The 19,354-nt window shown below is 72.5% G+C and carries 16 protein-coding genes; 13 read left to right on the top strand and 3 right to left on the bottom strand.

From position 1 onward, the window contains the following. Positions 1 to 40: 40 nt before the first annotated feature. Both ACSRUE_RS09710 and ACSRUE_RS09705 read left to right on the top strand, forming a co-directional pair. Positions 41 to 1,099: a tyrosine recombinase XerC gene (locus tag ACSRUE_RS09710; RefSeq protein WP_441293072.1), complete on the top strand. Its 1,059-nt coding sequence runs from the start codon at positions 41 to 43 to the stop codon at positions 1,097 to 1,099. Beyond that, the gene (locus ACSRUE_RS09705; protein WP_441290748.1) at positions 1,096 to 3,408 is read left to right on the top strand and encodes a sulfatase-like hydrolase/transferase; all 2,313 of its coding nucleotides are present in this window, start codon (positions 1,096 to 1,098) and stop codon (positions 3,406 to 3,408) included. Before ACSRUE_RS09710 ends, ACSRUE_RS09705 begins: the two co-directional genes overlap by 4 nt. 76 nt (positions 3,409 to 3,484) lie before the next feature. Here ACSRUE_RS09705 and ACSRUE_RS09700 read toward each other — a convergent pair whose 3' ends face one another. Beyond that, complete coding sequence (locus tag ACSRUE_RS09700) at positions 3,485 to 4,591, bottom strand: formylglycine-generating enzyme family protein (protein ID WP_441290747.1); 1,107 nt, start codon at positions 4,589 to 4,591, stop codon at positions 3,485 to 3,487. Between the two features lie 314 nt (positions 4,592 to 4,905). Here ACSRUE_RS09700 and ACSRUE_RS09695 point away from each other — a divergent pair, with 314 nt between their 5' ends. The 5 genes from ACSRUE_RS09695 (at position 4,906) to ACSRUE_RS09675 (ending at position 11,670) form a co-directional block, all read left to right on the top strand. Continuing rightward, positions 4,906 to 5,331 (top strand): MarR family winged helix-turn-helix transcriptional regulator, encoded by a 426-nt coding sequence (locus tag ACSRUE_RS09695; RefSeq protein ID WP_441290746.1) that lies wholly within the window; start codon positions 4,906 to 4,908, stop codon positions 5,329 to 5,331. Between the two features lie 53 nt (positions 5,332 to 5,384). Then, complete coding sequence (locus tag ACSRUE_RS09690) at positions 5,385 to 6,368, top strand: hypothetical protein (RefSeq protein ID WP_441290745.1); 984 nt, start codon at positions 5,385 to 5,387, stop codon at positions 6,366 to 6,368. A 102-nt stretch (positions 6,369 to 6,470) separates the two neighbouring features. Beyond that, a complete protein-coding gene (locus ACSRUE_RS09685; protein WP_441290744.1) occupies positions 6,471 to 8,006 on the top strand; it encodes an Eco57I restriction-modification methylase domain-containing protein in 1,536 nt (511 codons plus the stop codon). Positions 8,007 to 8,085: 79 nt separating this feature from the next. After that, on the top strand, positions 8,086 to 9,171 hold the full coding sequence (locus ACSRUE_RS09680; protein WP_437763805.1) for an ATP-binding protein: 1,086 nt from the start codon (positions 8,086 to 8,088) through the stop codon (positions 9,169 to 9,171). A 9-nt stretch (positions 9,172 to 9,180) separates the two neighbouring features. After that, positions 9,181 to 11,670 (top strand): DUF5682 family protein, encoded by a 2,490-nt coding sequence (locus tag ACSRUE_RS09675; protein WP_441290743.1) that lies wholly within the window; start codon positions 9,181 to 9,183, stop codon positions 11,668 to 11,670. A 73-nt stretch (positions 11,671 to 11,743) separates the two neighbouring features. Here ACSRUE_RS09675 and ACSRUE_RS09670 read toward each other — a convergent pair whose 3' ends face one another. Further along, positions 11,744 to 12,700: a hypothetical protein gene (locus ACSRUE_RS09670; protein WP_441290742.1), complete on the bottom strand. Its 957-nt coding sequence runs from the start codon at positions 12,698 to 12,700 to the stop codon at positions 11,744 to 11,746. Positions 12,701 to 12,832: 132 nt separating this feature from the next. Then, the gene (locus tag ACSRUE_RS09665; RefSeq protein WP_441290741.1) at positions 12,833 to 13,174 is read right to left on the bottom strand and encodes a LysR family transcriptional regulator; all 342 of its coding nucleotides are present in this window, start codon (positions 13,172 to 13,174) and stop codon (positions 12,833 to 12,835) included. Between the two features lie 868 nt (positions 13,175 to 14,042). Between ACSRUE_RS09665 and ACSRUE_RS09660 the strand changes: the two genes are divergently transcribed. The 6 genes from ACSRUE_RS09660 to ACSRUE_RS09635 all read left to right on the top strand — a co-directional run bounded on the left by ACSRUE_RS09660 (position 14,043) and on the right by ACSRUE_RS09635 (position 19,294). Next, positions 14,043 to 14,315, top strand: coding sequence for a hypothetical protein (locus ACSRUE_RS09660; RefSeq protein WP_441290740.1), 273 nt, complete (start codon positions 14,043 to 14,045; stop codon positions 14,313 to 14,315). A gap of 169 nt (positions 14,316 to 14,484) precedes the next feature. After that, positions 14,485 to 15,945: a sensor histidine kinase gene (locus ACSRUE_RS09655; RefSeq protein ID WP_441290739.1), complete on the top strand. Its 1,461-nt coding sequence runs from the start codon at positions 14,485 to 14,487 to the stop codon at positions 15,943 to 15,945. Then, a complete protein-coding gene (locus ACSRUE_RS09650) occupies positions 15,942 to 17,327 on the top strand; it encodes a sigma-54-dependent transcriptional regulator (RefSeq protein ID WP_441290738.1) in 1,386 nt (461 codons plus the stop codon). The genes ACSRUE_RS09655 and ACSRUE_RS09650 overlap by 4 nt, the downstream gene beginning before the upstream one ends. Positions 17,328 to 17,505: 178 nt before the next feature. Further along, entirely contained in the window at positions 17,506 to 18,204 is a 699-nt protein-coding gene (locus tag ACSRUE_RS09645; protein WP_441290737.1) for a UPF0158 family protein, read from the top strand. A 23-nt stretch (positions 18,205 to 18,227) separates the two neighbouring features. Next, positions 18,228 to 18,857 carry an OmpA family protein gene (locus ACSRUE_RS09640; protein WP_441290736.1) on the top strand — a complete coding sequence of 210 codons (630 nt, stop codon included), beginning with the start codon at positions 18,228 to 18,230 and terminating at the stop codon, positions 18,855 to 18,857. Positions 18,858 to 18,907: 50 nt separating this feature from the next. Further along, a complete protein-coding gene (locus tag ACSRUE_RS09635; RefSeq protein WP_441290735.1) occupies positions 18,908 to 19,294 on the top strand; it encodes an AgmX/PglI C-terminal domain-containing protein in 387 nt (128 codons plus the stop codon). Positions 19,295 to 19,354: the final 60 nt, after the last annotated feature.

Raw genomic sequence — 19,354 nt, 5'->3', positions numbered from 1 at the left:
TTGCCTGCGGCGCCGTCCTGGTGGTAGGGCAAACCCCGTGATGCACGCGCGGCGGAGCGGCGATCGATCCGGCGGGACCACGCTGGAGCAGGCGGTCGCGCGTTTCCTGACCTACCTCACGGCCGAGCGGCGGGCCTCGCGCCACACCGTGGCTGCGTACCGGCGCGACCTCGAGCAGCTCGCCCGCTTCGCCCGCGAGAAGGCGGCCGCGAACGCCGATCACCGCCCTGCGCGAGCGCGCGGCAAGGCCCCGGCCCCCGGCAAGGCCCCGGCCACCGGCGAGGCCCCCTCTCCGGACGACGCCACGGGCGTGGATGGCCTCGACGTGCTCCTCCTGCGCAGCTGGCTGGGCTCGCTCGCGCGCACCCACGCGCCCGCCTCGATCGCGCGCAAGGTGGGCGCCGCCCGCGCCCTGCTGCGCTACCTGGAGCGGCGCGGCGAGGTCGACAAGAACGCGGCGGCCCAGCTCGCCCTGCCCAAGGTCCGGCGCCCGCTGCCCACCTTCCTGGACGTCGACGCCGCCGCCGAGGTCATGGAGATCCCCGGCGCCGAGACGGCCGAGGGGCTCCGCGACCGCGCCATGCTGGAGACCCTCTACGGCGCGGGCCTGCGCGTCTCCGAGCTCTGCGGGCTCGACCTCACCCACGTCGACCGGCGCCCGGCCGACAGGGCCGCGGTGCGCGTCGTCGGCAAGGGCGACAAGGAGCGGATCGTCCCGCTCGGCTCCCACGCCCTCGCCGCCATCGAGCGCTACCTCGAGCGGCGCGACGAGCTCGCCGATCCGACGACCGGCGCCCGCGACCCCCGCGCCCTCTTCCTGTCCCGCCGCGGCGCCCGCATCGGCGTGCGCCGCGTCCAGGCGCTGGTGCAGCGCTACGGCGCGCTCGGCGCCGGCCGGGCCGACCTGCACCCGCACGCGCTCCGGCACACCTGCGCGACCCACCTGCTCGACGGCGGCGCCGACCTCCGGGCCATCCAGAAGCTGCTCGGGCACGCCTCGCTCGCCACCACGCAGCGGTACACGCACGTCTCGATCGACCACCTGCTCAAGGTCTACGACGCCGCTCACCCCATGGCGCGGAAGCGGGGCCCGGCGTGAAGCGAGCCTCGAGCTCGCCGGGCCCCGCGGTCCCGACGCTGGCCCGCGCGTGGGCGGGGCGGCTCGCCAGGAGCGCGCTCGGCGCCAGCGTCTTCGGCGTCGTGGCCGCGTCGCTCGACGCCGGGTGGGCCACGGCGGGCGCCGGCGACGACGCCGCCTTCCAGCTCGCCACCTACCTCGCCGACATCGGGGTGTTCGCGCCCGTCGCGCTCGTCGTCGGCCTGCTCGCGGGCGCCTCCGCGATCGTGGTCGACCCGTCGAGCCCGCCGTCGCCGGCCACGCTCATCGGCGCGCTGCGGGTGCGGGCGATCGGCCGGCCCGCCGACATCGCGGCGTTCGTGCCGCTCGCGGTGCTCGCGGCCTTCCTCTGGATGACCCTGTCCGCCCACCTCGCCCGCGCCCTGCTCGGCCTCGAGGCCGCGCCCCTCCTGGTCGGCACCGCCGTCGCCGCGGGCGCGCTCGGCCTCGGCCTCATCGCGGGCCTCGCCGTCCTCGCCCTCACGCCGCCGCTCCGGCGCGCGCTCGCCAACGCCAGCGACGGCCGCCCCGCCTGCGTCGATCCGGCGGTCACGGGCGGCGTCGCGCTCGCGATCGCCGCGGCCCTGTTCGCGCTCGGGGTCGCCACGGGCGGCGTCTCGGGCGAGGGCGGCTTCCTCGGCATCTACGGCATCTTCAAGCGCCCCGAGCTCGACCTGCGCGCCCCCGCGCTCCTCCTGGTCGTCGCGCTCGCCGCCTTCCTCGCGCCGGTCGCGGTCCGGACGGTTCGCGCGCCGGCCGCGCTCCTCGCCGCGCTCCTGCCGCTCGCGCTCACCGCGCGCGCCGCCTCCGCGCTCAACGAGGAGCCCGCGGTGGCGCAGGCGATCGAGCGCGGCGCGCCCGTCGGCGGCAAGGGCCTCGCGGTCCTGCGCCGCCTCGCCGATCGCGACGGCGACCGCGCGGCCGCCCTCTTCGGCGGCGGGGACTGCGACGACAGCGACGCGCGCGTCCACCCGCTGGCCGAGGAGATCCTCGACAACGGCGTCGACGACGACTGCTCCGGCGGCGATCTGACGGCCGCGGCGCTCGCCGCGCTCGCCCCCGCCCCGAAGGCGGCCCCGAGCGCCGACGCGCGCGGGTCGTACGCGGCGCGCCTGCCGGCGGACCTGAACGTCGTCCTCGTCACCGTCGACACGCTCCGCTGGGACCTCGGCTACGCGGGCAACCCGCGGCCCGTGTCGCCGAACCTCGACGGCCTCGCGGCCCGCTCCACGGTGTTCGAGCGCGCGTACTCGCTCGCGTCCTACACCGGCAAGAGCGTCGGCCCGATGCTCATCGGCAAGTATGGGAGCGAGACCCACAGGAACTGGGGGCATTTCAACAAGTTCAGCGAGGAGGACACGTTCGTCGCCGAGCGCCTGAAGCGCGCCGGGGTGCGCACGATGAGCGTGCACGGGCACCGCTACTTCGGCAGCTTCGGCGGGCTCGATCGCGGCTTCGACGTGGTGGACATGTCCGCGGCGCCGCCGGAGGGCGCGCCCTGGGACGTCGACAACAAGGCGACGAGCGCCGCGCTGACCGACGCCGCGCTGCGGCTGCTCGGTTCGACCGACAACACGTCCGGGCGCTTCTTCCTGTGGGTCCACTACCTCGACCCGCACGCCGACTACCTCCGGCACGACGGCGCGGCGGGCTTCGGCGCGGCCTCGCAGCGGGATCTCTACGACGGCGAGGTGGCGTTCACGGACCGGCACATCGGCCGGCTGCTCGACGCGATCGCCGCGGCGCCCTTCGGCGCGCGCACGGCGATCGTCGTGACGAGCGATCACGGCGAGGCGTTCGGCGAGCACAAGATGTTCCGCCACGGCTTCGAGCTCTGGGAGGAGCTCGTGCGGGTGCCGCTGGTCGTCCACGTGCCGGGCGCGGCGCCGTCCCGGGTCTCGGCGCGGCGCAGTCTGATCGATATCGCGCCGACGCTGCTCGATCTGATGCGGGTGCCCGGGCCTGCCGAGGGAGCGCCCGCGAGCGACTTCCTGTCGGGCGCGTCGCTCTTGCCCGACGTGTTCCTCGCCCCGGGCGAGCAGGCCCAGGCGCGCGACGTGCTGATCGACATGCCGGCGGGGCCGTACAACGACGCGCGGCGGTCGTTCCTCCGCGGCGACATGAAGCTGACGATCTCGGGCGGCGCCCGGTTCGAGCTCTACGACCTGGCGAGCGACCCGGAGGAGCGGAAGAACCTCTGGGGCACGCCGGCGGCGAAGGAGATCGAGCCGTACTACGCGGCGGCGCGGGCGCGCCTCCGCGAGGTCCACGTGACCGGCGCCCGCAAGTGATCGCCGCGCGGAAGTCACCGGCTCGCGGGGGTCACCGGCTCGCGGAACGTCTCGTGACGTCGCGGGTGAAGCTCGCTCACTCCGCGGACGGCGGGTTCCTCGCGCACCGGACCCCCATCCCGGAGTCATAGCGACCCGGAATACGGTAAATGCCGCGGCTCGTCGTGTACAGAGACGCCTCATCGTCGAGGGCGCTCCCGCCGCGGACGACCACGTAGTTGCCCATCCACGACGGCTCCAGACGAACACAGTCGACGCACGGGACCTGGAGCGGGTCCGAGGAGTCCCGAACGAACTCGCTCACGCCTCCGGCGAGATCCTGGTGGCCCCATCGCCCTGCTCCCATCGGCTTCGACCCGACAGGGGAGAAGTCGTCCAGCGAGCACGCCGCCGCGGCGTCCGCATCCCCGAGGCAACCGTAGCTCGCGCGGCTCAGGTCGATCCCCTCGCCCCACGGGTAGCTCCGCTGCTCGTCCCCGCCGGCTGCGGCGTAGTTCAGCTCCGCGTCCGTCGGGAGGCGCCCTCCGTCCCACGCGCAGAACGCGAAGGCCTCGGGCCACGTGATGCAGTTCATGGGCAGATTCTCGTTCGGCCCGGCCTCATCGGTCCAGGTCGAGCGCGGCGGGTCGCAGTGCAGGGCGGCCTTGAGCGCCGCCGTGTCCTCCTCGAGCCAGCCTTTCCAGTCGGCAGACCAGCCGCTCCCCGGGATCTTCGAGTGCTCCCCTGCGCCGGCCTCGGGTGCGCTCGCCCGCGTGCCTCCTCCGGCATCGACGAACGCGCGAAACCGCCCCACTGTCACCTCGAACGTATCCAGGAGAAAGCCGCTCACCGTCGCGGGATAGGCGCCGTCGGCTTCGCGCGCACCAGCGAAGTTCCGGTCGAACGTGCCTCCCGGAACCAGCTTGCGGTCACAGCAGCTGATCTCTTCGGATCCGCACAGCAGCTCCGTCCCCAGCTCTCGTGAGCCGCAGCTCCGAGGAGCAGCCGGCTCCCCGGCGCCCGCGCCGCCGGCCCCGCCGCCGCCCGTCGAATCCCCGCCGGCCCCGCCGCCTCCACCTCCACCCTCGCCGGGGGCGTCCTGTTCGGGATCGGCCCCGCGGAATTCCACGCAACCACCGGCGAGGACGACCGCCGCGATGATCCAGATCCACGTGCCTCGACCACGGCTCTTGCTCTTCGCCATCGCCTGCCTCCGCTCCGTTTCACGCGCCTCGATTGCGGCCCTTCCGGTGGAGCCCGCGTTAGTATGGTAGGGTCTTCTGGGAGAAGAAGCGGCGTCAAGCCACGCTCGGGAAAAGCAGGTTATCGTCACCGGTGCCGGCCGAGCGTCCGCCGGCGGGCTCATGGCGATTGTTGGCGACGAGCAACCACGGCGGCCGGCGCGCGAAAGTGACCTGACGCGGCGGACCTGCCGGCGCTCCGGGGCGGACGGATCGAACTGGACGTTCGCGCGACGAATACTTGCAATAACGCAACTAATGAGTTATCACAAATATTGTGAAGGCGCGAATTATTCTGGGGTCGCCCATCGAGCGGTTCACGCGGATGATGTTCTCGCGCATCATCGCGGGGCTCGCGCGCGCGCTGCACGAGGAGGACTTCAGCGTGGCGCAGGTGGCCGCGCTGCACCTCGTCGATCAGGACGGCCCGGTGCGCGTCACCGCGCTCGCCACGTCGCTCGGGCTCTCGGCCTCGGCCGGGAGCCGGCTCGCCGATGGCCTGGTGCAGCGGGGGCTCCTGGCGCGGCAGGAGGATCCCGAGGACCGCCGCGCGAAGACGCTCGCGCTCACGCCCCTCGGTCGTCGGTTCGTCGATCGGGCGAGCGTGGAGCGGGTGCGGATGATCATGGAAACGGCCGAGTCGCTGCCCAGGGAGATCTCGGCGGCGATCCTGTCGGCGATCGACGCGTACCAGCGCGGCTGAGCCCTTCGATGGAACGTCTCGCGTGAAACCCCTTGTGTGAAGAGGAGGTCGATATGGATATCGTGGTTTTCAGCTGTGATGAGCTCCCGGCCGCGCTCGGCGCGCTCCGGGAGGTGGCCCTGGCCGACGGCGCGCGAGCGCGCTTCGACCCGGAGCAGCGCGCCGTCCTGGAGGAGCTCGCGGCCCTGCACGGCGCCCGCGCCGACGTCGACGGGCTGCCGCGTGTCGCGCCCGAGGCGGTGGCCAGCGCGATCCCGGATCCGCACAGGCGCAAGCGGCTGGTGCAGCTCGCGCTCGTGACCGCGATGGCGGACGGCGAGGTGACCGCGGCCGAGGTGGACGCGATCGAGGCGCTCGCCCGGGCGCTCGGCGTGCGCGAGCAAGGCGTGGGCGTGCTCCGCCTCGTGGCGCGCGGCCACAGGGGGCTCGCCAGGGCCGCCGTGAGGCGCCGGCTCGTCGGCGCGTTCGCCGGCGAGGTCCTGAGGAAAGAGGGCCTGGCCGGCGTGCGCAGGCTCGTCGGGCCCTTCTTCCGCGCGGGCGTCGCGGATCGCTCGCGGGCCCTCCGCTACAAGCAGCTCGGGCTCCTGCCCGAGGGCACGTTCGGCCGGGTGTTCTGGGAGCACTGCACCGCGCGCGGCTTCCTGTTCCCCGGCGAGAGCCGGAACGCGATCCCGGAGCGCATGGTGTTCCACGATCTCGGCCATGTGCTCGCGGAGTACGACACCGATCCTGCGGGCGAGATCCAGGCCGGCTCCTTCCAGGCGGGGTTCATCCGGCGCGACGGGTTCGCCTTTCTGCTCTTCGTGATGCTGCAGTTCCACCTCGGGATCCAGATCACGCCCGTCGCCGCGCCGCAGGTCGGGCTATTCGAGGCGCGCAAGGTGCTGCGCGCGGTGGCGCGCGGCGCGGCCTGCAAGGTCGATCTGAGCGATCGCTGGGACTTCTGGGGCGTCGTTCACCTGCCGCTCGGCGAGGTGCGCGAGCGCTTCGGGATACCGCCGCTCGCCGCGATGGCAGCGCGGCAAGAGGCCGCCTGAGCGGCGCGCCGCGGGCGCCGCCTCGCTGGCAAGGCGCCCACGGCGCGTTCACCGCCGAGGCACGGTTGGCTCGATGCCCCAGCTGCGGTAACCAGGTCATCGATGAGCCGGACAGCGAGACTCGAGGCAGTCGCCCTGCCGTCGCTCCTCGACCGCGTCGACCTCCACCGCATCGAGGCCGCGCGGGCGCTCGATCCCCGCACGCGCTCGGCGCTGGGTCAGTTCCTCACGCCGCCGCCGGTGGCGTCGTTCATGGCGTCGCTGTTCGAGCGGTCCTGCGAGGAGATCCGCGTGCTGGACGCCGGCGCCGGCGTGGGCAGCCTCCTCGCGGCGTTCACAGCCAGCGCGTGTGCCCGCCGGATGCGACCGAGCGCGATCCGCGCGACCGGCTTCGAGATCGACCCGCGGCTCGCGGCGTACCTGCGTCGGACGGCGCGCGCGTGTCGCGACGAGTGCGCCGGCGCCGGGATCGACTTCACCGCCCGCATCATCGAGGCCGATTTCATCCGGTCGGCCGTCGAGCAACTCGACGGCGGCCGGCCTCGCCCGGGCATGCCGCGCTCGTTCACGCACGCGATCCTGAATCCACCCTACAAGAAGCTCAACTCGGACACCGAGGCCAGGGCGGCGCTGCGGCGCGTGGGCCTCGAGACCAGCAACCTGTACACGGCCTTTCTTGGTCTCGCGATCCTTCTCCTGGAGCCGGGCGGGGAGCTCGTCGCGATCACCCCCCGGAGCTTCTGCAATGGTCCTTACTTTCGACCGTTCCGGGAGCTGTTCTTCCGGGAGATGTCGCTGCGAAGGGTGCACGTCTTCGAATCGCGCAAAGCGGCGTTCGCGGAGGACGAGGTCCTTCAAGAGAACGTCATCATTCACGCCGTCAGGGGCGGTCGGTGCGAGTCCGTCACCATCTCGTCGTCGCGCGGTCCCGGGGGAGGGCCGTTGTCCGTCCGCTCGGTGCCATTCGAACACGTCGTCCGGCCCGGAGATCCCGAGCTGTTCGTCCACGTGGTGCCGGACGACGCCGGGGAGAAGGTCGCCGCCACGTTCGCGCGCATGCCATCCCGCTTGACGGACTTGGACGTGGGCGTCTCGACGGGAAAGGTCGTCGACTTCCGAGCGCGCGAGTTTTTGCGGCAGGAGCCCGACAGGAGCACCGGTCCGCTGATCTACCCGACGCACTTCGCGTCGGGCGTCGTTCGCTGGCCCAGACGCGGCAAGAAGCCGAACGCCCTCGTGCACGCGCCTGAGACGGCCGATCTCTGGATGCCCAGCGGGAACTACGTGCTCGTCAAGCGCTTCTCGTCGAAGGAGGAGCGGCGGCGGGTCGTCGCCGCCCTCTTCACGCCCGAGAGCGCGCCGGGAGACAGGATCGGGTTCGAGAACCACCTCAACGTGCTCCACCGAAGCGGCAAGGGGCTGCCGGCCGTGATGGCCCGCGGCCTCGTCGCCTTCTTGAACTCGACGCTCGTGGATACGCACGTTCGGCAGTTCAACGGGCACACGCAGGTGAACGCGACCGACTTGAGGAACCTCGGGTACCCGACCGTCGAACAGATCGAGCGGCTCGGGCGGCGCGTGCCTGATCCCGGCCTTCCACAGGAGGAGCTCGACCACATCGTCGAGCAGGTGCTGTGATGGCGAGGAGCTCGAAGGCGCTCGCGCCGTTCTCCCTCCCGCTCTCCGCCCCGTTCTGCGGTAATCTCCTGCGCCACCCATGAGCGACCTCCGCCAGCCCGCCGAGACCAAGTACGAACACGAGCTCGCGGCCCTCGCCGCCCACGACACGGCGCCGAGGCCGCCCGGGTGGCGCCTCTCGCCGAGGGCCGTCGAGACCTACATCCTCGGCAGCGACAAACCCGTCGGCGGCGTCGCGATCTCCCCCAAGTACATCGGCGATCGCGCCCTCGTGCAGGTCGCCCTCGCGACCCTCGCCTCCGACCGCGCCCTCATGCTCGTCGGCGAGCCGGGCACCGCCAAGAGCTGGCTCTCGGAGCACCTCTCCGCCGCCATCAGCGGCACGAGCGCCCTCGTCGTCCAGGGGACCGCGGGCACCAGCGAGGAGCACGTCAAATACGGCTGGAACTACGCCCTGCTCCTCGCCGAAGGGCCCTCGCAGAAGGCGCTCGTGCCCTCGCCCATCCTCCGCGCCATGCGCGACGGGCGCTTCGCGCGCTTCGAGGAGATCACCCGCACCTCGTCGGAGATCCAGGACGCGCTCATCTCCATCCTGTCCGAGAAGCAGATCGCCGTCCCGGAGCTCGACCAGGTCGTCCCCGCGCAGCGCGGCTTCAACCTCATCGCCACCGCCAACACCCGCGACCGCGGCGTCAACGAGATGAGCGCCGCGCTCAAGCGCCGCTTCAACTTCATCACCGTCCCCGTCGTCGACGACCTCGAGCAGGAGATCCGCATCGTGCAGAAGCGCGAGGCCGAGCTCCGCGGCGACTACCAGGTCGGCGTCGAACCGCCCGCCGAGCTCGCCAAGCTGCTCGTCACCCTCTTCCAGGAGCTCCGCGCCGGCGTCACCAAGGACGGCAAGACCAAGGTGAAGACCCCGGGCTCCGTCCTGTCGACCGCGGAGGCCATCAGCGTGCTCTTCAACAGCGGCATCCTCGCGCAGCACTTCGGCACCGGGAAGGTCACCGCCGACGACCTCTCCCGCTCGCTGCTCGGCGCCGTGAGCAAGGAGGGCGGCGACGACCTCAAGGCCGTCCGCGAGTACTGCGAGACCGTGGCCAAGGGCCGCGCAGGGCTCTGGAAGGAGTTCTACACCTCCGCCAAGAAGCGCCTCGCGACCTGAAGGGACCCGATGGACCTCGACCGGCTCGCCGCCGTCCACCTCTTCCCGGTGCGCCACCACTCGCCGCGCTCCAGCGCGACGCTGCGCGCCTACCTCGACGAGGTGCGCCCGAAGGCGATCTTCGTCGAGGGCCCGAGCGACGCCACCCCGCTCCTCGAGGCGCTCGTCGACCCGAAGACCGTCCCGCCCGTGGCGATCCTCGGCTACCGCACCGACGGGGAGCCCGCGTCGTCGCTGTGGCCGTTCGCCGCCTACTCGCCCGAGTACGTCGCGGTGAAATGGGCCTTCGAGCACGGCGTGCGCGTCGAGCTCATCGACATCCCCGTCGGCACGACGCTCGCGCCCTTCGACGGCGCCCTGGTCGGCCACGACGACGCCGACGATCCGGGCGGCCACGAGCGCGAGATCGACGAGGACCGCGGCGAGCAAGGTGAACACGACGGACACGGCGAGCCCGGCGAGCACGCGGACGACGGCGGCGCAGGGGACGGCGGCGACGGCGGGCCGGCCAGCGCGGAGGGGGAGCAGGAGAGCATCTATGCGGCGTGCGCGCGCGCCCGGGGCTTCCGCTCGTTCGAGGAGTTCTGGGAGGCCTCGTTCGAGGCGCCCCGCTACGAACCCGGGCCGTTCCGCGAGGCCCTGCTCGCGTACGCGGACCTCGTGCGCAGCGACGGGGACCGGCTGATCCACAGGGCGCGCGACGCGTACATGGCGCGGAGCATCCTCGAGCGCATGGGGCCGGACCTCGCCCCGCACGAGGTCGCGGCCGTGCTCGGCGCGGCGCACGCGGCGGCGTTCGCGGCGCGCGACGTCGATCCGGCGCTGGAGGCGCGGCTGCCGGCGCCGATCCCGTGCGCCGTGACGCTCATCCCGTTCAGCTTTCCGCGGCTCTCCGAGCAGCTCGGCTACGGCGCGGGCAACCGGGCGCCGCAGTATTACCAGCGCGCGCACGACGCGGGCGGCGACTTCCGGCGCGCCACCCTCGAGGTGCTGATCGACTTCACCGAGCACCTCCGCCTCCGCGGCTTCATGGCCTCGCTCGCCGACACCATCGAGGCCTTCCGCCTCGCGGTCTCGCTCGCCGAGCTCCGCGGCAAGGCGGAGCCCGGCCTCGACGAGGTGCGCGAGGCGACGATCGCCACGATGTGTCGCGGCGACGCCACGCACGTCGACGGCTTCCTCTGGCCGGCCGTCATCGGGCGCAACGTGGGCCGCGTCGGGGGCGGCATCGGGAAGAACTCGCTCCAGGAGGAGTTCTGGCGCGAGGTGCGCGAGCGCAGGCTCCCCGCCACCGACGCGCCCGAGTCGTTCCGGCTGTCGCTCACGAACGAGGTCGAGGTCGGGACGAGCGTGCTCCTGCACCGGCTCCGCATCGCGAAGATCCCCTACGCGGCGTACGCCGGCACCCGGGCGGCCGGGCGGGGCGGCGCGGGCGCTCGCGGGCAGCGGCGCGGGCAGGCGGCGAGCGAGGCGCCGCCGGACGAGCTGCTCCGGCAGCTGAGCGAGACGTGGGAGGCGCAGTGGACGCCGGCGACCGACGTGGCGCTCGTCGAGAAGATCGTCCTCGGCGACACGCTGGAGCAGGTGGCGACGCGGCTGCTCGAGGAGGACCTCGCGGCGTGCCACACGACCGGCGAGGCCGCCGACGTGCTGCTGAACGCCGTGCTCGCGTCGAGCGCCCGCGCGGCGGCCTCGGCGCTCGACGCGTGCGACCGGTTCGCCACGGGCGACAGCGATCTGCCGTCGCTCGCCCGGGCGTGCCGCGCCTTCGCGGGGCTCGCGTCGTTCGGGTCGTCGCGGTCGCTGTCGTCGCTCGGCGACGGGGTGATCGCGGCGATGCTGGAGAAGACGTTCGCGCGCGCGGTCCTGCGCGTCCACGGCGGCTGCACGGGCAGCGACGAGGCGGTCGCCCCGGCCAAGGAGGCGCTGCGCACGCTGCACGACGTGGCGCTGTCGCAGCCGATCGTCGACCGCGCCGCGTGGTTCGAGGCGGCGCGGGCGCTCGTGGACAGCGACGCGGTGAACCCCACGGCGTCGGGCCTCGCGTGCGGGCTGCTCTACCTGGCGCAGGAGCTCGACGACCGAGGGGACCGCGAAGGCGGCTCCCCGGACCACGATGGCGCGGTCGCGCGGATCGTCGGCCTGCGGCTCGGGAGCGCGGCCCCGCCCGAGGCGGCGGCGTCGTTCCTGGCCGGCTTCCTCGAGGTGAACGCGCTCGTGCTCGTGAAGAGCCGCCCCGTGGTCGAGGCGCTCGACGCGTTCCTCGGGGGCATCCTTCCCGAGCGGTTCAAGGACACGCTCCCGGTCCTGCGGCGCGCGTTCGCGGCGCTCGGCGCGACCGAGCGGCGGTACCTGCTCGAGAACGTGCTCGCCGCGCGGAAGCTCGGGGACAAGGCCCGCGCGGCGCAGGCGGTGCTCCTGGAGAAGGACCGCGAGAAGCTGAAGGAGATGAGCGAGGACCTGTCGCAGGCCATGGACGACCTCGACGACCTGCTCTGACGCGAGGCCGTGACCGCGGCGCCGCGCGCCCCCCTCACCACGCGGCCGGCCGGGCCAGCGGGGCTCGCTCGCCTCACTCCTCCCGGCCGGCCCGCGACCAGCCGCCGACGTTGAGGTCCGGGTGCTGCGCCAGGAAGCTCTGCATGCCGGGCGGCGGGGACGCCCACGCTGCGAGGCGCGCCGGCGCCTTCTTGGCGGGCACCACCGCCGAGCGCGTGTAGGAGCTCCACGCGCCGTCGCCGCAGGCATAACACGCGGCGCGCGCGAGCTTGGCGGTCACCCGGAGCGCCCCCCGCGCGTCGTAGGCCGGCGCGATCTGCACGAGCTCCGGCGCATCCTCCTCTTGCCGGGCGGCCTCGGGGTCGGCCTCGTCCTCGTCGAGGAGCGCCTCGGCCTCGCCCTGCAGCGCCGGCACGCCGGACACCTCGGCGAGCAGGTTGACGCTCGCCCCCCTCTCGGCGTCCCACACCGTGAACTCCACGCCCACGAAGCCGTGTGCGCCGCACGCGTAGTTGTACGTCCGCTCCTCGATGAACAGGTACGGCCCGACGCTCCCGATCGCCTCCGCCTCGTGCTGCACCACGTTGCTCCCGTCCGCGTCCGACGGCGCGATCACCTGCTGGCGCGCGCCCGTCCCGCGCAGCACGAGCTCCGCGCGGTTCCCGGTGCCCTCGCCCGGCTCGCGCGTCTCCTCGGGCCCGAACTCGCAGGCCGAGGTCTCCACCTTCACCTCGCGCACCTCCCAGCGCCACTCCCCTCGACCGGTCGCCACGACGATCCCGGGCTCCTCGCGGATCACCGCGCCTTCCTCGGTGAGGTGCCATGTCCGAGGCGGCCCATCGCCCGTGCGGCCCCAGACGAGGAGCGCCCCGCCGAGCGCGGCGCCCTCAGCGCCCGTGGACTCGGACGAACGCGGGGCAGGCGGGGGCGGGACGTCGAGGGCAACGGGAAGAGCCGGCTGCGGGCGGGCGGCGCAGCCGGAGATCAGCGCAAGCAAAGCGATCGACGTGGCGAGTCGGGGGCGCGGCATGCCGGCCGGAGGAGCACGGCACATGCCGCGAAGCGCCCCCCGGAAAACCCACACCGCGCCGAGGATCGGTGTCGCCGCGGGCCCACGCCGCGTGGCAGGTCAGCCTCATCGCGATCCGGCCTGGACCAGCGCCTAGCGGGGGAGCTCCCCCTGCGCGTCAGGAGCGGATCCTCGGCCGCCCTCGCCCGGGCCCGCGACCGGCTCACACGCGACGGCGCGCTCGATGGCGGCGCGAAGCCAGCTGTGGCCCTCGTCGCCCTCGGAGCGTTCCGGCCAGACGAGCGTCAAGGTGTAGCCCCTCGCCTCGAGCAGACACGGCCGCACCACGAGAAAATGGGCGCGCAGCCGTGAAAGCGCGTGGCTCATCGAGGGCTGCGTCACACCCACCCGGCGTGCAGCGCGCGTGACGCTCCTCTCCTGAAGCAGAGCGTGCAAGGCCACGACAAGGTGGGTGTCCACCGACTGCAGACGCATGGTCGATGGATACCACGACGACCCATAGACATCACCTATGTGTTGACGCGCCTGCTATCGATTCGTCGTCCGCATCCGCTGGGACTCGCTGGAAGGCCACCTCCAGGGGTTTCGCAAGGAGGCGTCGTTCCCGTCATTCTTCGCCAAGGTGAAGCCCTTCTACGCGTGCATCCAGGAGATGAGGCACTATGCCTTGACCGACGTCGCCGGCGCGGGGGGGGCACCCTGGCGGCTGAACGAGCGCGCGTACGACGCGGGCTCCCCTGGTTTCGCGCAGGCCATCGTGCGATGCTCGCTCGATGACGCGGAAGATCGCATCGTTCCAGGCGCTCGCTCTCGGACGGTCGCTCTCGCTTCTTCTGCTCCTCGTTCACTGCACGAGCACGCCGAGCCCGACGACCTCGGCCGCGACCACGGACGCTCCGCCCGGCCGAGGGCCTGGCGCAATCGCGGAGCGAGGGCCCGGCCCGGAGGCGGCCCCCGAGCAAGCGCCGGCCCGAGGGCCCGAGCCCGCGACCGTCGGCGCGCCGACGTCCGATCCCGACCAGAGCCCTGCCTCCGGTCACGCGCCCAGAGCGGACCTCCCGCCGCCCACCAGGCCGGCACGATGCGCTGCTCCGGCCCGACCTGCTCAGGACTTCGTCGATTGCGTCGCCCGCGAGGTCTTCGCCGCCGGCTGCTGCTACCCCAGCTTCGATGCAGCCTGTGCTGCCCTCGGCTGCTCTCTGACGTCCTGCGAGCTCTTGAAATCGACCCCCCCTCAGGCCCGATGCAACCCCTGATATCCATGCCCCCGGAGGGCGCGGCGATGGGCAGCTCTCGACAACAGCCATGTCCGCGGCGACAGCCCGGTCGCTCGTCGCCGCGGGTGCATAAGCCCGTCTCGGCGCTCCTCATGCTGCTCGTGGCGGGCGCCGCGCTTGCGGCCTGCTCCAGGGTCACCGGCGCGCCGAAGGGCCGCGAGGCAGCGCCGGAGCGCGACAGCGCCTGCGCGGATCCCGCGAAGCCCAAAGCGTACTTCTATCCTGCGGAGAACCGGACGGACTACGCTCCTGACGACCCCTGGAAAGACGGCTGCGCCATGCTGGTGCCAGATCACCTGTTCTGCTGCCCGGAGAAGGCGCCCGCCGCGCCGCGGTGATAGGTCCTCCCGGAGCGGCCCGCCAGGCTCCTCCGGGGAGCGCGCTCTGGCGGCCCGCGCTGCCCGCGCGCGGGCCATCGCCGGTGCCGCAAAATGCGGCATGTCGTACTTTGCGGCGGCGTCGAGCGGCGTTGGCTCGCCGCGCTCGACCTGCGCTACGACGTCGGGCATGAAGCTGGCGCGCAAGCTGACGCTCGCCCTGGTGTTCGGGGTCTTCCTTGTGCTCGCGCTGAGCGCCTACGTGCAGATCCGCAGAGAGGCCAAGACCTTCGAGAACGATGTCCAGCGGGACCATCACGCGATGGGCCGCGCGCTGGCCGCCGCCATCACGGGGGTGTGGCGCACGGAAGGGCCCGCGCGGGCGCTGCGCCTGGTCGAGGACGCCAACGAGCGCGAGAGCCAGGTGGACCTCCGGTGGGTCTGGCTCGACGAGCAGGCGGATGATGCCCATCGGCCCCGGCTCGCGCCGGAGCTGCTCGTCCCCGTCTCGCGGGGGCAGGCGGTCGTGCACAGGCTCCCTCACGAAGGCGCGGACGTGCTCGTCACGTGCGTGCCGGTGCCGGTGACCGGCGACCGCGCCGGCGCGCTGGAGCTCTCCGAGTCGCTGGCGGGAGCCCGCCGGACCATCCACGGCATGATCCTGAACACGGCGGTCACGACGGCCGCTCTGACGCTGGTATGCGGGTTGCTCGCGACGTCCCTCGGAGTCGGGCTGGTGGGACGTCCCATGCGCACGCTGATCGATCAGGCGCGGCGGATCGGCGCGGGCGATCTCTCCCGGCGCCTGTCGCTGCGCCAGGAGGACGAGATCGGCGAGCTCGGACGGGAGATGGACGCAATGTGTGATCGCCTCGCCGCGGCGAACCGGAAGCTCGAGTCCGAGGCAACCGCGCGGCTCGCCGCGCTCCAGCAGCTCCGCCACGCCGAGCGGCTCGCCACCGTCGGCAAGCTCGCGTCCGGGATCGCGCACGAGCTGGGAGCGCCCCTCCAGATCATCGCGGGGCGCGCGCGCATGCTGGTGGACGGGGACGTCACGGGGGATGAGGTGCCGGCCAACGGGCAGATCATCCTCGAGCAGTCGCAGCGAATGACCCAGATCATCCGCCAGCTGCTCGATTTCGCCCGGCGCCGCAGCGCAGAGAAGCAGGAGACCCCGCTGAGGAGCGTCATTCACAGCACATTCGTCATGCTGAGGCCGCTGGCCGAGAAGCAGGGCGTCACGATGGTCCAGGAAGGAGACACGCCGGAGCTGATCGTCCACGCGGACGCCGACCAGCTCCAGCAGGCGCTCACCAACGTGGTGGTCAACGCGATCCAGGCCATGCCGTCCGGCGGCACGCTGACCGTCGGCCTCCGGGCAGAGCGCGCCAGTCCCCCGGCCGACCAGGGAGGGGCCGAGGGCGATTATGTCGCGCTGTCCGTTCGTGACGAGGGGCATGGCATGCCGGCCGACGTCCTGGAGCACATCTTCGAGCCGTTCTTCACGACCAAGCCCGTGGGCGAAGGGACCGGGCTCGGCCTGTCGGTCGCTTACGGCATCATCAAGGAGCACAGCGGCTGGATCCACGTCGACAGCCGGGTGGGCTCCGGGAGTCGCTTCACGATGATGCTGCCGCGGGGGAACTCATGACAGGGCGCGTCCTGATCGTCGATGACGAGCGCGGCGTCTGCGAGCTCCTCGACGCCGGGCTCAAGAAGCGCGGGTTCCGGACGGCGTGGCGGACGTCGGCCGCCGAGGCGTTCGAGCTCCTCGGCGTGGAGGATTTCGACGTCGTGGTCACCGACATGACCATGCGCGGCATGAGCGGCCTCGATCTCTGCGAGCGGATCGTCCAGAACAGGCCCGATCTCCCGGTCATCGTCATCACCGCGTTCGGGAGCCTCGACACCGCCACGTCCGCCATCCGCGCCGGCGCGTACGACTTCGTGACCAAGCCGTTCGAGCTCGACGCGCTCCGGCTCACCGTGGAGCGCGCCCTGCGCCACCGCGCCCTCCGCGAGGAGGTGCGCCGCCTGCGGCGCGCCGTGGCAGACGCCCACGGCTACGAGCAGATCCTCAGCGGCAGCCCGGTGATGAGGAGCGTGTTCGACCTGCTCGATCGCATCGCCGACTCGGACACGTCGATCCTCATCACGGGAGAGAGCGGGACCGGCAAGGAGCTCGTCGCCCGCGCCCTGCACCAGCGCAGCCGGCGGAGCGAGGGCGCGTTCGTGGCGGTCAATTGCGCCGCGGTCCCGGACGCCCTCCTCGAGAGCGAGCTCTTCGGCCACGCGCGGGGCGCGTTCACCGACGCCAAAGGGGCCAGGAGCGGCCTGTTCGCGCGGGCCCACGGCGGGACCCTGTTCCTCGACGAGATCGGCGAGCTGCCGATCGGGCTCCAGCCGAAGCTCCTGCGCGCCCTCCAGGAGCGCGTCGTCCGGCCCGTCGGCGCCGACGAGGAGCTCCCGGTGGACGTCCGGCTCATCGCCGCGACGAACCGCGACCTCGAGACCGCGATCGAGGAGCGCCGCTTCCGCGAGGATCTCTACTACCGGATCAACGTGGTTCACGTGGACCTGCCGCCGCTCCGCTCCCGCGGCGCCGACGTGCTGCTGCTCGCGCAGCATTTCCTCGAGCACTTCGCGACCGTCAAGGCGAGGCCCATCCAGGGCCTCTCGGCGCCCGCGGCGGAGAAGCTCATGGCCTATGCGTGGCCCGGCAACGTGCGCGAGCTCCAGAACTGCATCGAGCGGGCGGTCGCGCTCGCGCGCTACGATCACATCACCGTCGACGACCTGCCCGAGAAGATCCGCACGTACCGGCGCTCCCACGTCCTTGTCTCGAGCGACGACCCGACCGAGCTCGTCCCCATGGAGGAGGTCGAGCGGCGCTACATCCTGCGCGTCCTGGAGGTGGTCGGCGGGAACAAGAGCCAGGCGGCGCAGATCCTGGGCTTCGACAGGGCGACCCTCTACCGGAAGCTCGAGCGGTACGGCATGCGCGGAGGACGCTCGATCGACCCGAAGCCGTGATCCGCCCGGCGGCCCCGCAGCAGCGCCCAGCCGCGCCCGGTCGAGCGCGCGCCGCGGCCTCCCAGGGGGCGCGACTCCGCTCCTCGCCGGCCTGTTGCACAACGCGACACCCGCAGCGGCCGGCGAAAACCATGCTCCCAGGCGCGCCGCGCGGCCGCGCGCCTCCTGCGTGACTGGCATGCGAGCTGCCTGCGGGCCGGTCGCGCAGATGAGCACCATCACGCCGGAGTCCGCCGCTGCGAACCGGAGCATCCCTGTCGACTGGAACGCCCTCGCGAACGCCTTCGACAACAACGCTCAGCACATCCGCTATTTCCTTCACCTCGAGACAGGCGCGGTGATCCGGCTGGTCGACGGGCTCGCCGACCCGGACACGCGCGCGCGCGTCGAGGCGGATCCGGGCTGCGTGCGCGTCGATGCCATCGGCGCGCCGGAGCAGTACCGATGGCTGCAGGCGTTCATCCCGACGGTCGACGACCTCGAGCTCCAGCTGCTGCTCCTGCAGTGCCTCCAGGGGCGCGGATCGTTTCGGCGGTTCAAGGCCGTGCTCTCTGGCAGGCCGGAGCAGCTCCGGCGCTGGCGCGTCTTCCGGCTCGCGCAAATCCGTGCCACCATCCTCGCATGGTTTCACACCCGCGGCCTGATACCGGCTTCGTTCGAGCATGCGTGGCCCGGCGAAAGCGCTGAGCCGAGGAGATCTCACGCCGCCGACTCGGCTCGCCAGCGGCTCTACGCGGCGGCGAGCGCCCTCGCGCCCGGCGATCTCCACGCGCTCACGTCGCTCGCAGAGTTCCTGCGCGCGACGCGCTCCGGCCTGCCGGTCCCCGCGGTCTCATCGAGGGGCGAGGCAGAGCGCCCCGGTGGTCTGGGCCCGTGACAGCGGGCCATGGAGACGCGATCATGAATGATATCGACGATAAACGAAATGTGACGAGCCGCCCGAGCCCCCGCCGCTGGCTCGTCGCACGGCGAGCCACGGGCCTCGGGCCCTGGGTCGCCGGCGCCGCGCTCACGGTGATGGGCGTGGGCCCGATCGCCTGCGGCGGCGTCACCACGTTCGAAGGAGGGAAGGCGCTCGCCGTCGTGGGCCGGCCGCCCGCGCCGCCCCCGCCGCCCGCGCCCCCGCCGGAGCGCGTGGTCGTGACGGACGACAAGATCGTCATCAACGAGAAGATCCAGTTCGAGTACGACCAGGCGACGATCCGGACGGAGTCCCACAGCTTGCTGGACGAGGTCGTCGGCACGATCAAGAAGCACACGCACATCAAGAAGATCGCCATCGAGGGTCACGCGAGCGCCGAGGGGTCGGACGATCACAACCTGAAGCTCTCGGACCGCCGCGCCAAGGCCGTGATGAAGTACCTCGTCGACCACGGGATCGCCGCCGGCATGCTCACCGCCAAGGGCTTCGGCGTATCGAAGCCCATCGCGGACAACGACACGCCCGAGGGGCGCGAGAAGAACCGTCGCGTCGAGTTCAACATCGTCGAGCAGGACACCGCGCAGAAGACCGTGGAAGCCGGGAAATGAAGGCTGATCCGAGGCCGCCCGCGAGCGGCGCTCCTCGCAAGGAGACGAGCATGAAGCAGTTGTTTTCGGGTCTCACCATGATGGTCCTGGCGCTCGCGTCCGCGGGTTGCTCCTTCGCCGTGCGGAACGCCGAGATGTACCGCGACGATACGGCCGCGCTGCTCGAGACGAGGCGCGACGAGATCAGCGCGTGTTATGACGCGGAGCTCGAGCGGAACCCCCGCGCGCAGGGCAAGGTCACCGTCGCTTTCACGGTGCTCGAGGACAGCGGCCGCATCACGAACGTCGCCGTCGACCCCGCCGGCACCACCGCGTCGGACGATGTCGCGAGCTGCGTCGTGAAGTCGATCGACGGGCTCGTCCTCACCCCGCCGGACGAGAAGCAAGGAAAGGGGAAGTTCGTCTGGGAGTTCACCGTCGGGGCTCCGAAGGCGTAGCCCCGCCGCGCCGGCGGAGCCTGGCCGCTCCGCCGCGCCGTCCTCCTTGTGCCGGGCGGC

This window comes from Sorangium sp. KYC3313, assembly GCF_052075895.1.
In the GTDB taxonomy this organism is placed as follows: Bacteria; Myxococcota_A; Polyangia; order Polyangiales; family Polyangiaceae; genus Sorangium; species Sorangium cellulosum_B.
This window is presented reverse-complemented; position numbering and strand designations above follow the sequence as displayed.

Excerpts from the sequence above, each read along its gene's own strand:
- ACSRUE_RS09685 (WP_441290744.1), top strand. The coding sequence starts at position 6,471 with ATGAGCCGGACAGCGAGACTCGAGGCAGTCGCCCTGCCGTCGCTCCTC.
- ACSRUE_RS09650 (WP_441290738.1), top strand. The coding sequence starts at position 15,942 with ATGACAGGGCGCGTCCTGATCGTCGATGACGAGCGCGGCGTCTGCGAG.
- ACSRUE_RS09675 (WP_441290743.1), top strand. The coding sequence starts at position 9,181 with ATGGACCTCGACCGGCTCGCCGCCGTCCACCTCTTCCCGGTGCGCCAC.
- ACSRUE_RS09655 (WP_441290739.1), top strand. The coding sequence starts at position 14,485 with ATGAAGCTGGCGCGCAAGCTGACGCTCGCCCTGGTGTTCGGGGTCTTC.
- ACSRUE_RS09635 (WP_441290735.1), top strand. The coding sequence starts at position 18,908 with ATGAAGCAGTTGTTTTCGGGTCTCACCATGATGGTCCTGGCGCTCGCG.
- ACSRUE_RS09700 (WP_441290747.1), bottom strand. The coding sequence starts at position 4,591 with ATGGCGAAGAGCAAGAGCCGTGGTCGAGGCACGTGGATCTGGATCATC.
- ACSRUE_RS09710 (WP_441293072.1), top strand. The coding sequence starts at position 41 with ATGCACGCGCGGCGGAGCGGCGATCGATCCGGCGGGACCACGCTGGAG.
- ACSRUE_RS09680 (WP_437763805.1), top strand. The coding sequence starts at position 8,086 with ATGAGCGACCTCCGCCAGCCCGCCGAGACCAAGTACGAACACGAGCTC.
- ACSRUE_RS09670 (WP_441290742.1), bottom strand. The coding sequence starts at position 12,700 with ATGCCGCGCCCCCGACTCGCCACGTCGATCGCTTTGCTTGCGCTGATC.
- ACSRUE_RS09640 (WP_441290736.1), top strand. The coding sequence starts at position 18,228 with ATGAATGATATCGACGATAAACGAAATGTGACGAGCCGCCCGAGCCCC.
- ACSRUE_RS09645 (WP_441290737.1), top strand. The coding sequence starts at position 17,506 with ATGCGAGCTGCCTGCGGGCCGGTCGCGCAGATGAGCACCATCACGCCG.
- ACSRUE_RS09665 (WP_441290741.1), bottom strand. The coding sequence starts at position 13,174 with ATGCGTCTGCAGTCGGTGGACACCCACCTTGTCGTGGCCTTGCACGCT.
- ACSRUE_RS09690 (WP_441290745.1), top strand. The coding sequence starts at position 5,385 with ATGGATATCGTGGTTTTCAGCTGTGATGAGCTCCCGGCCGCGCTCGGC.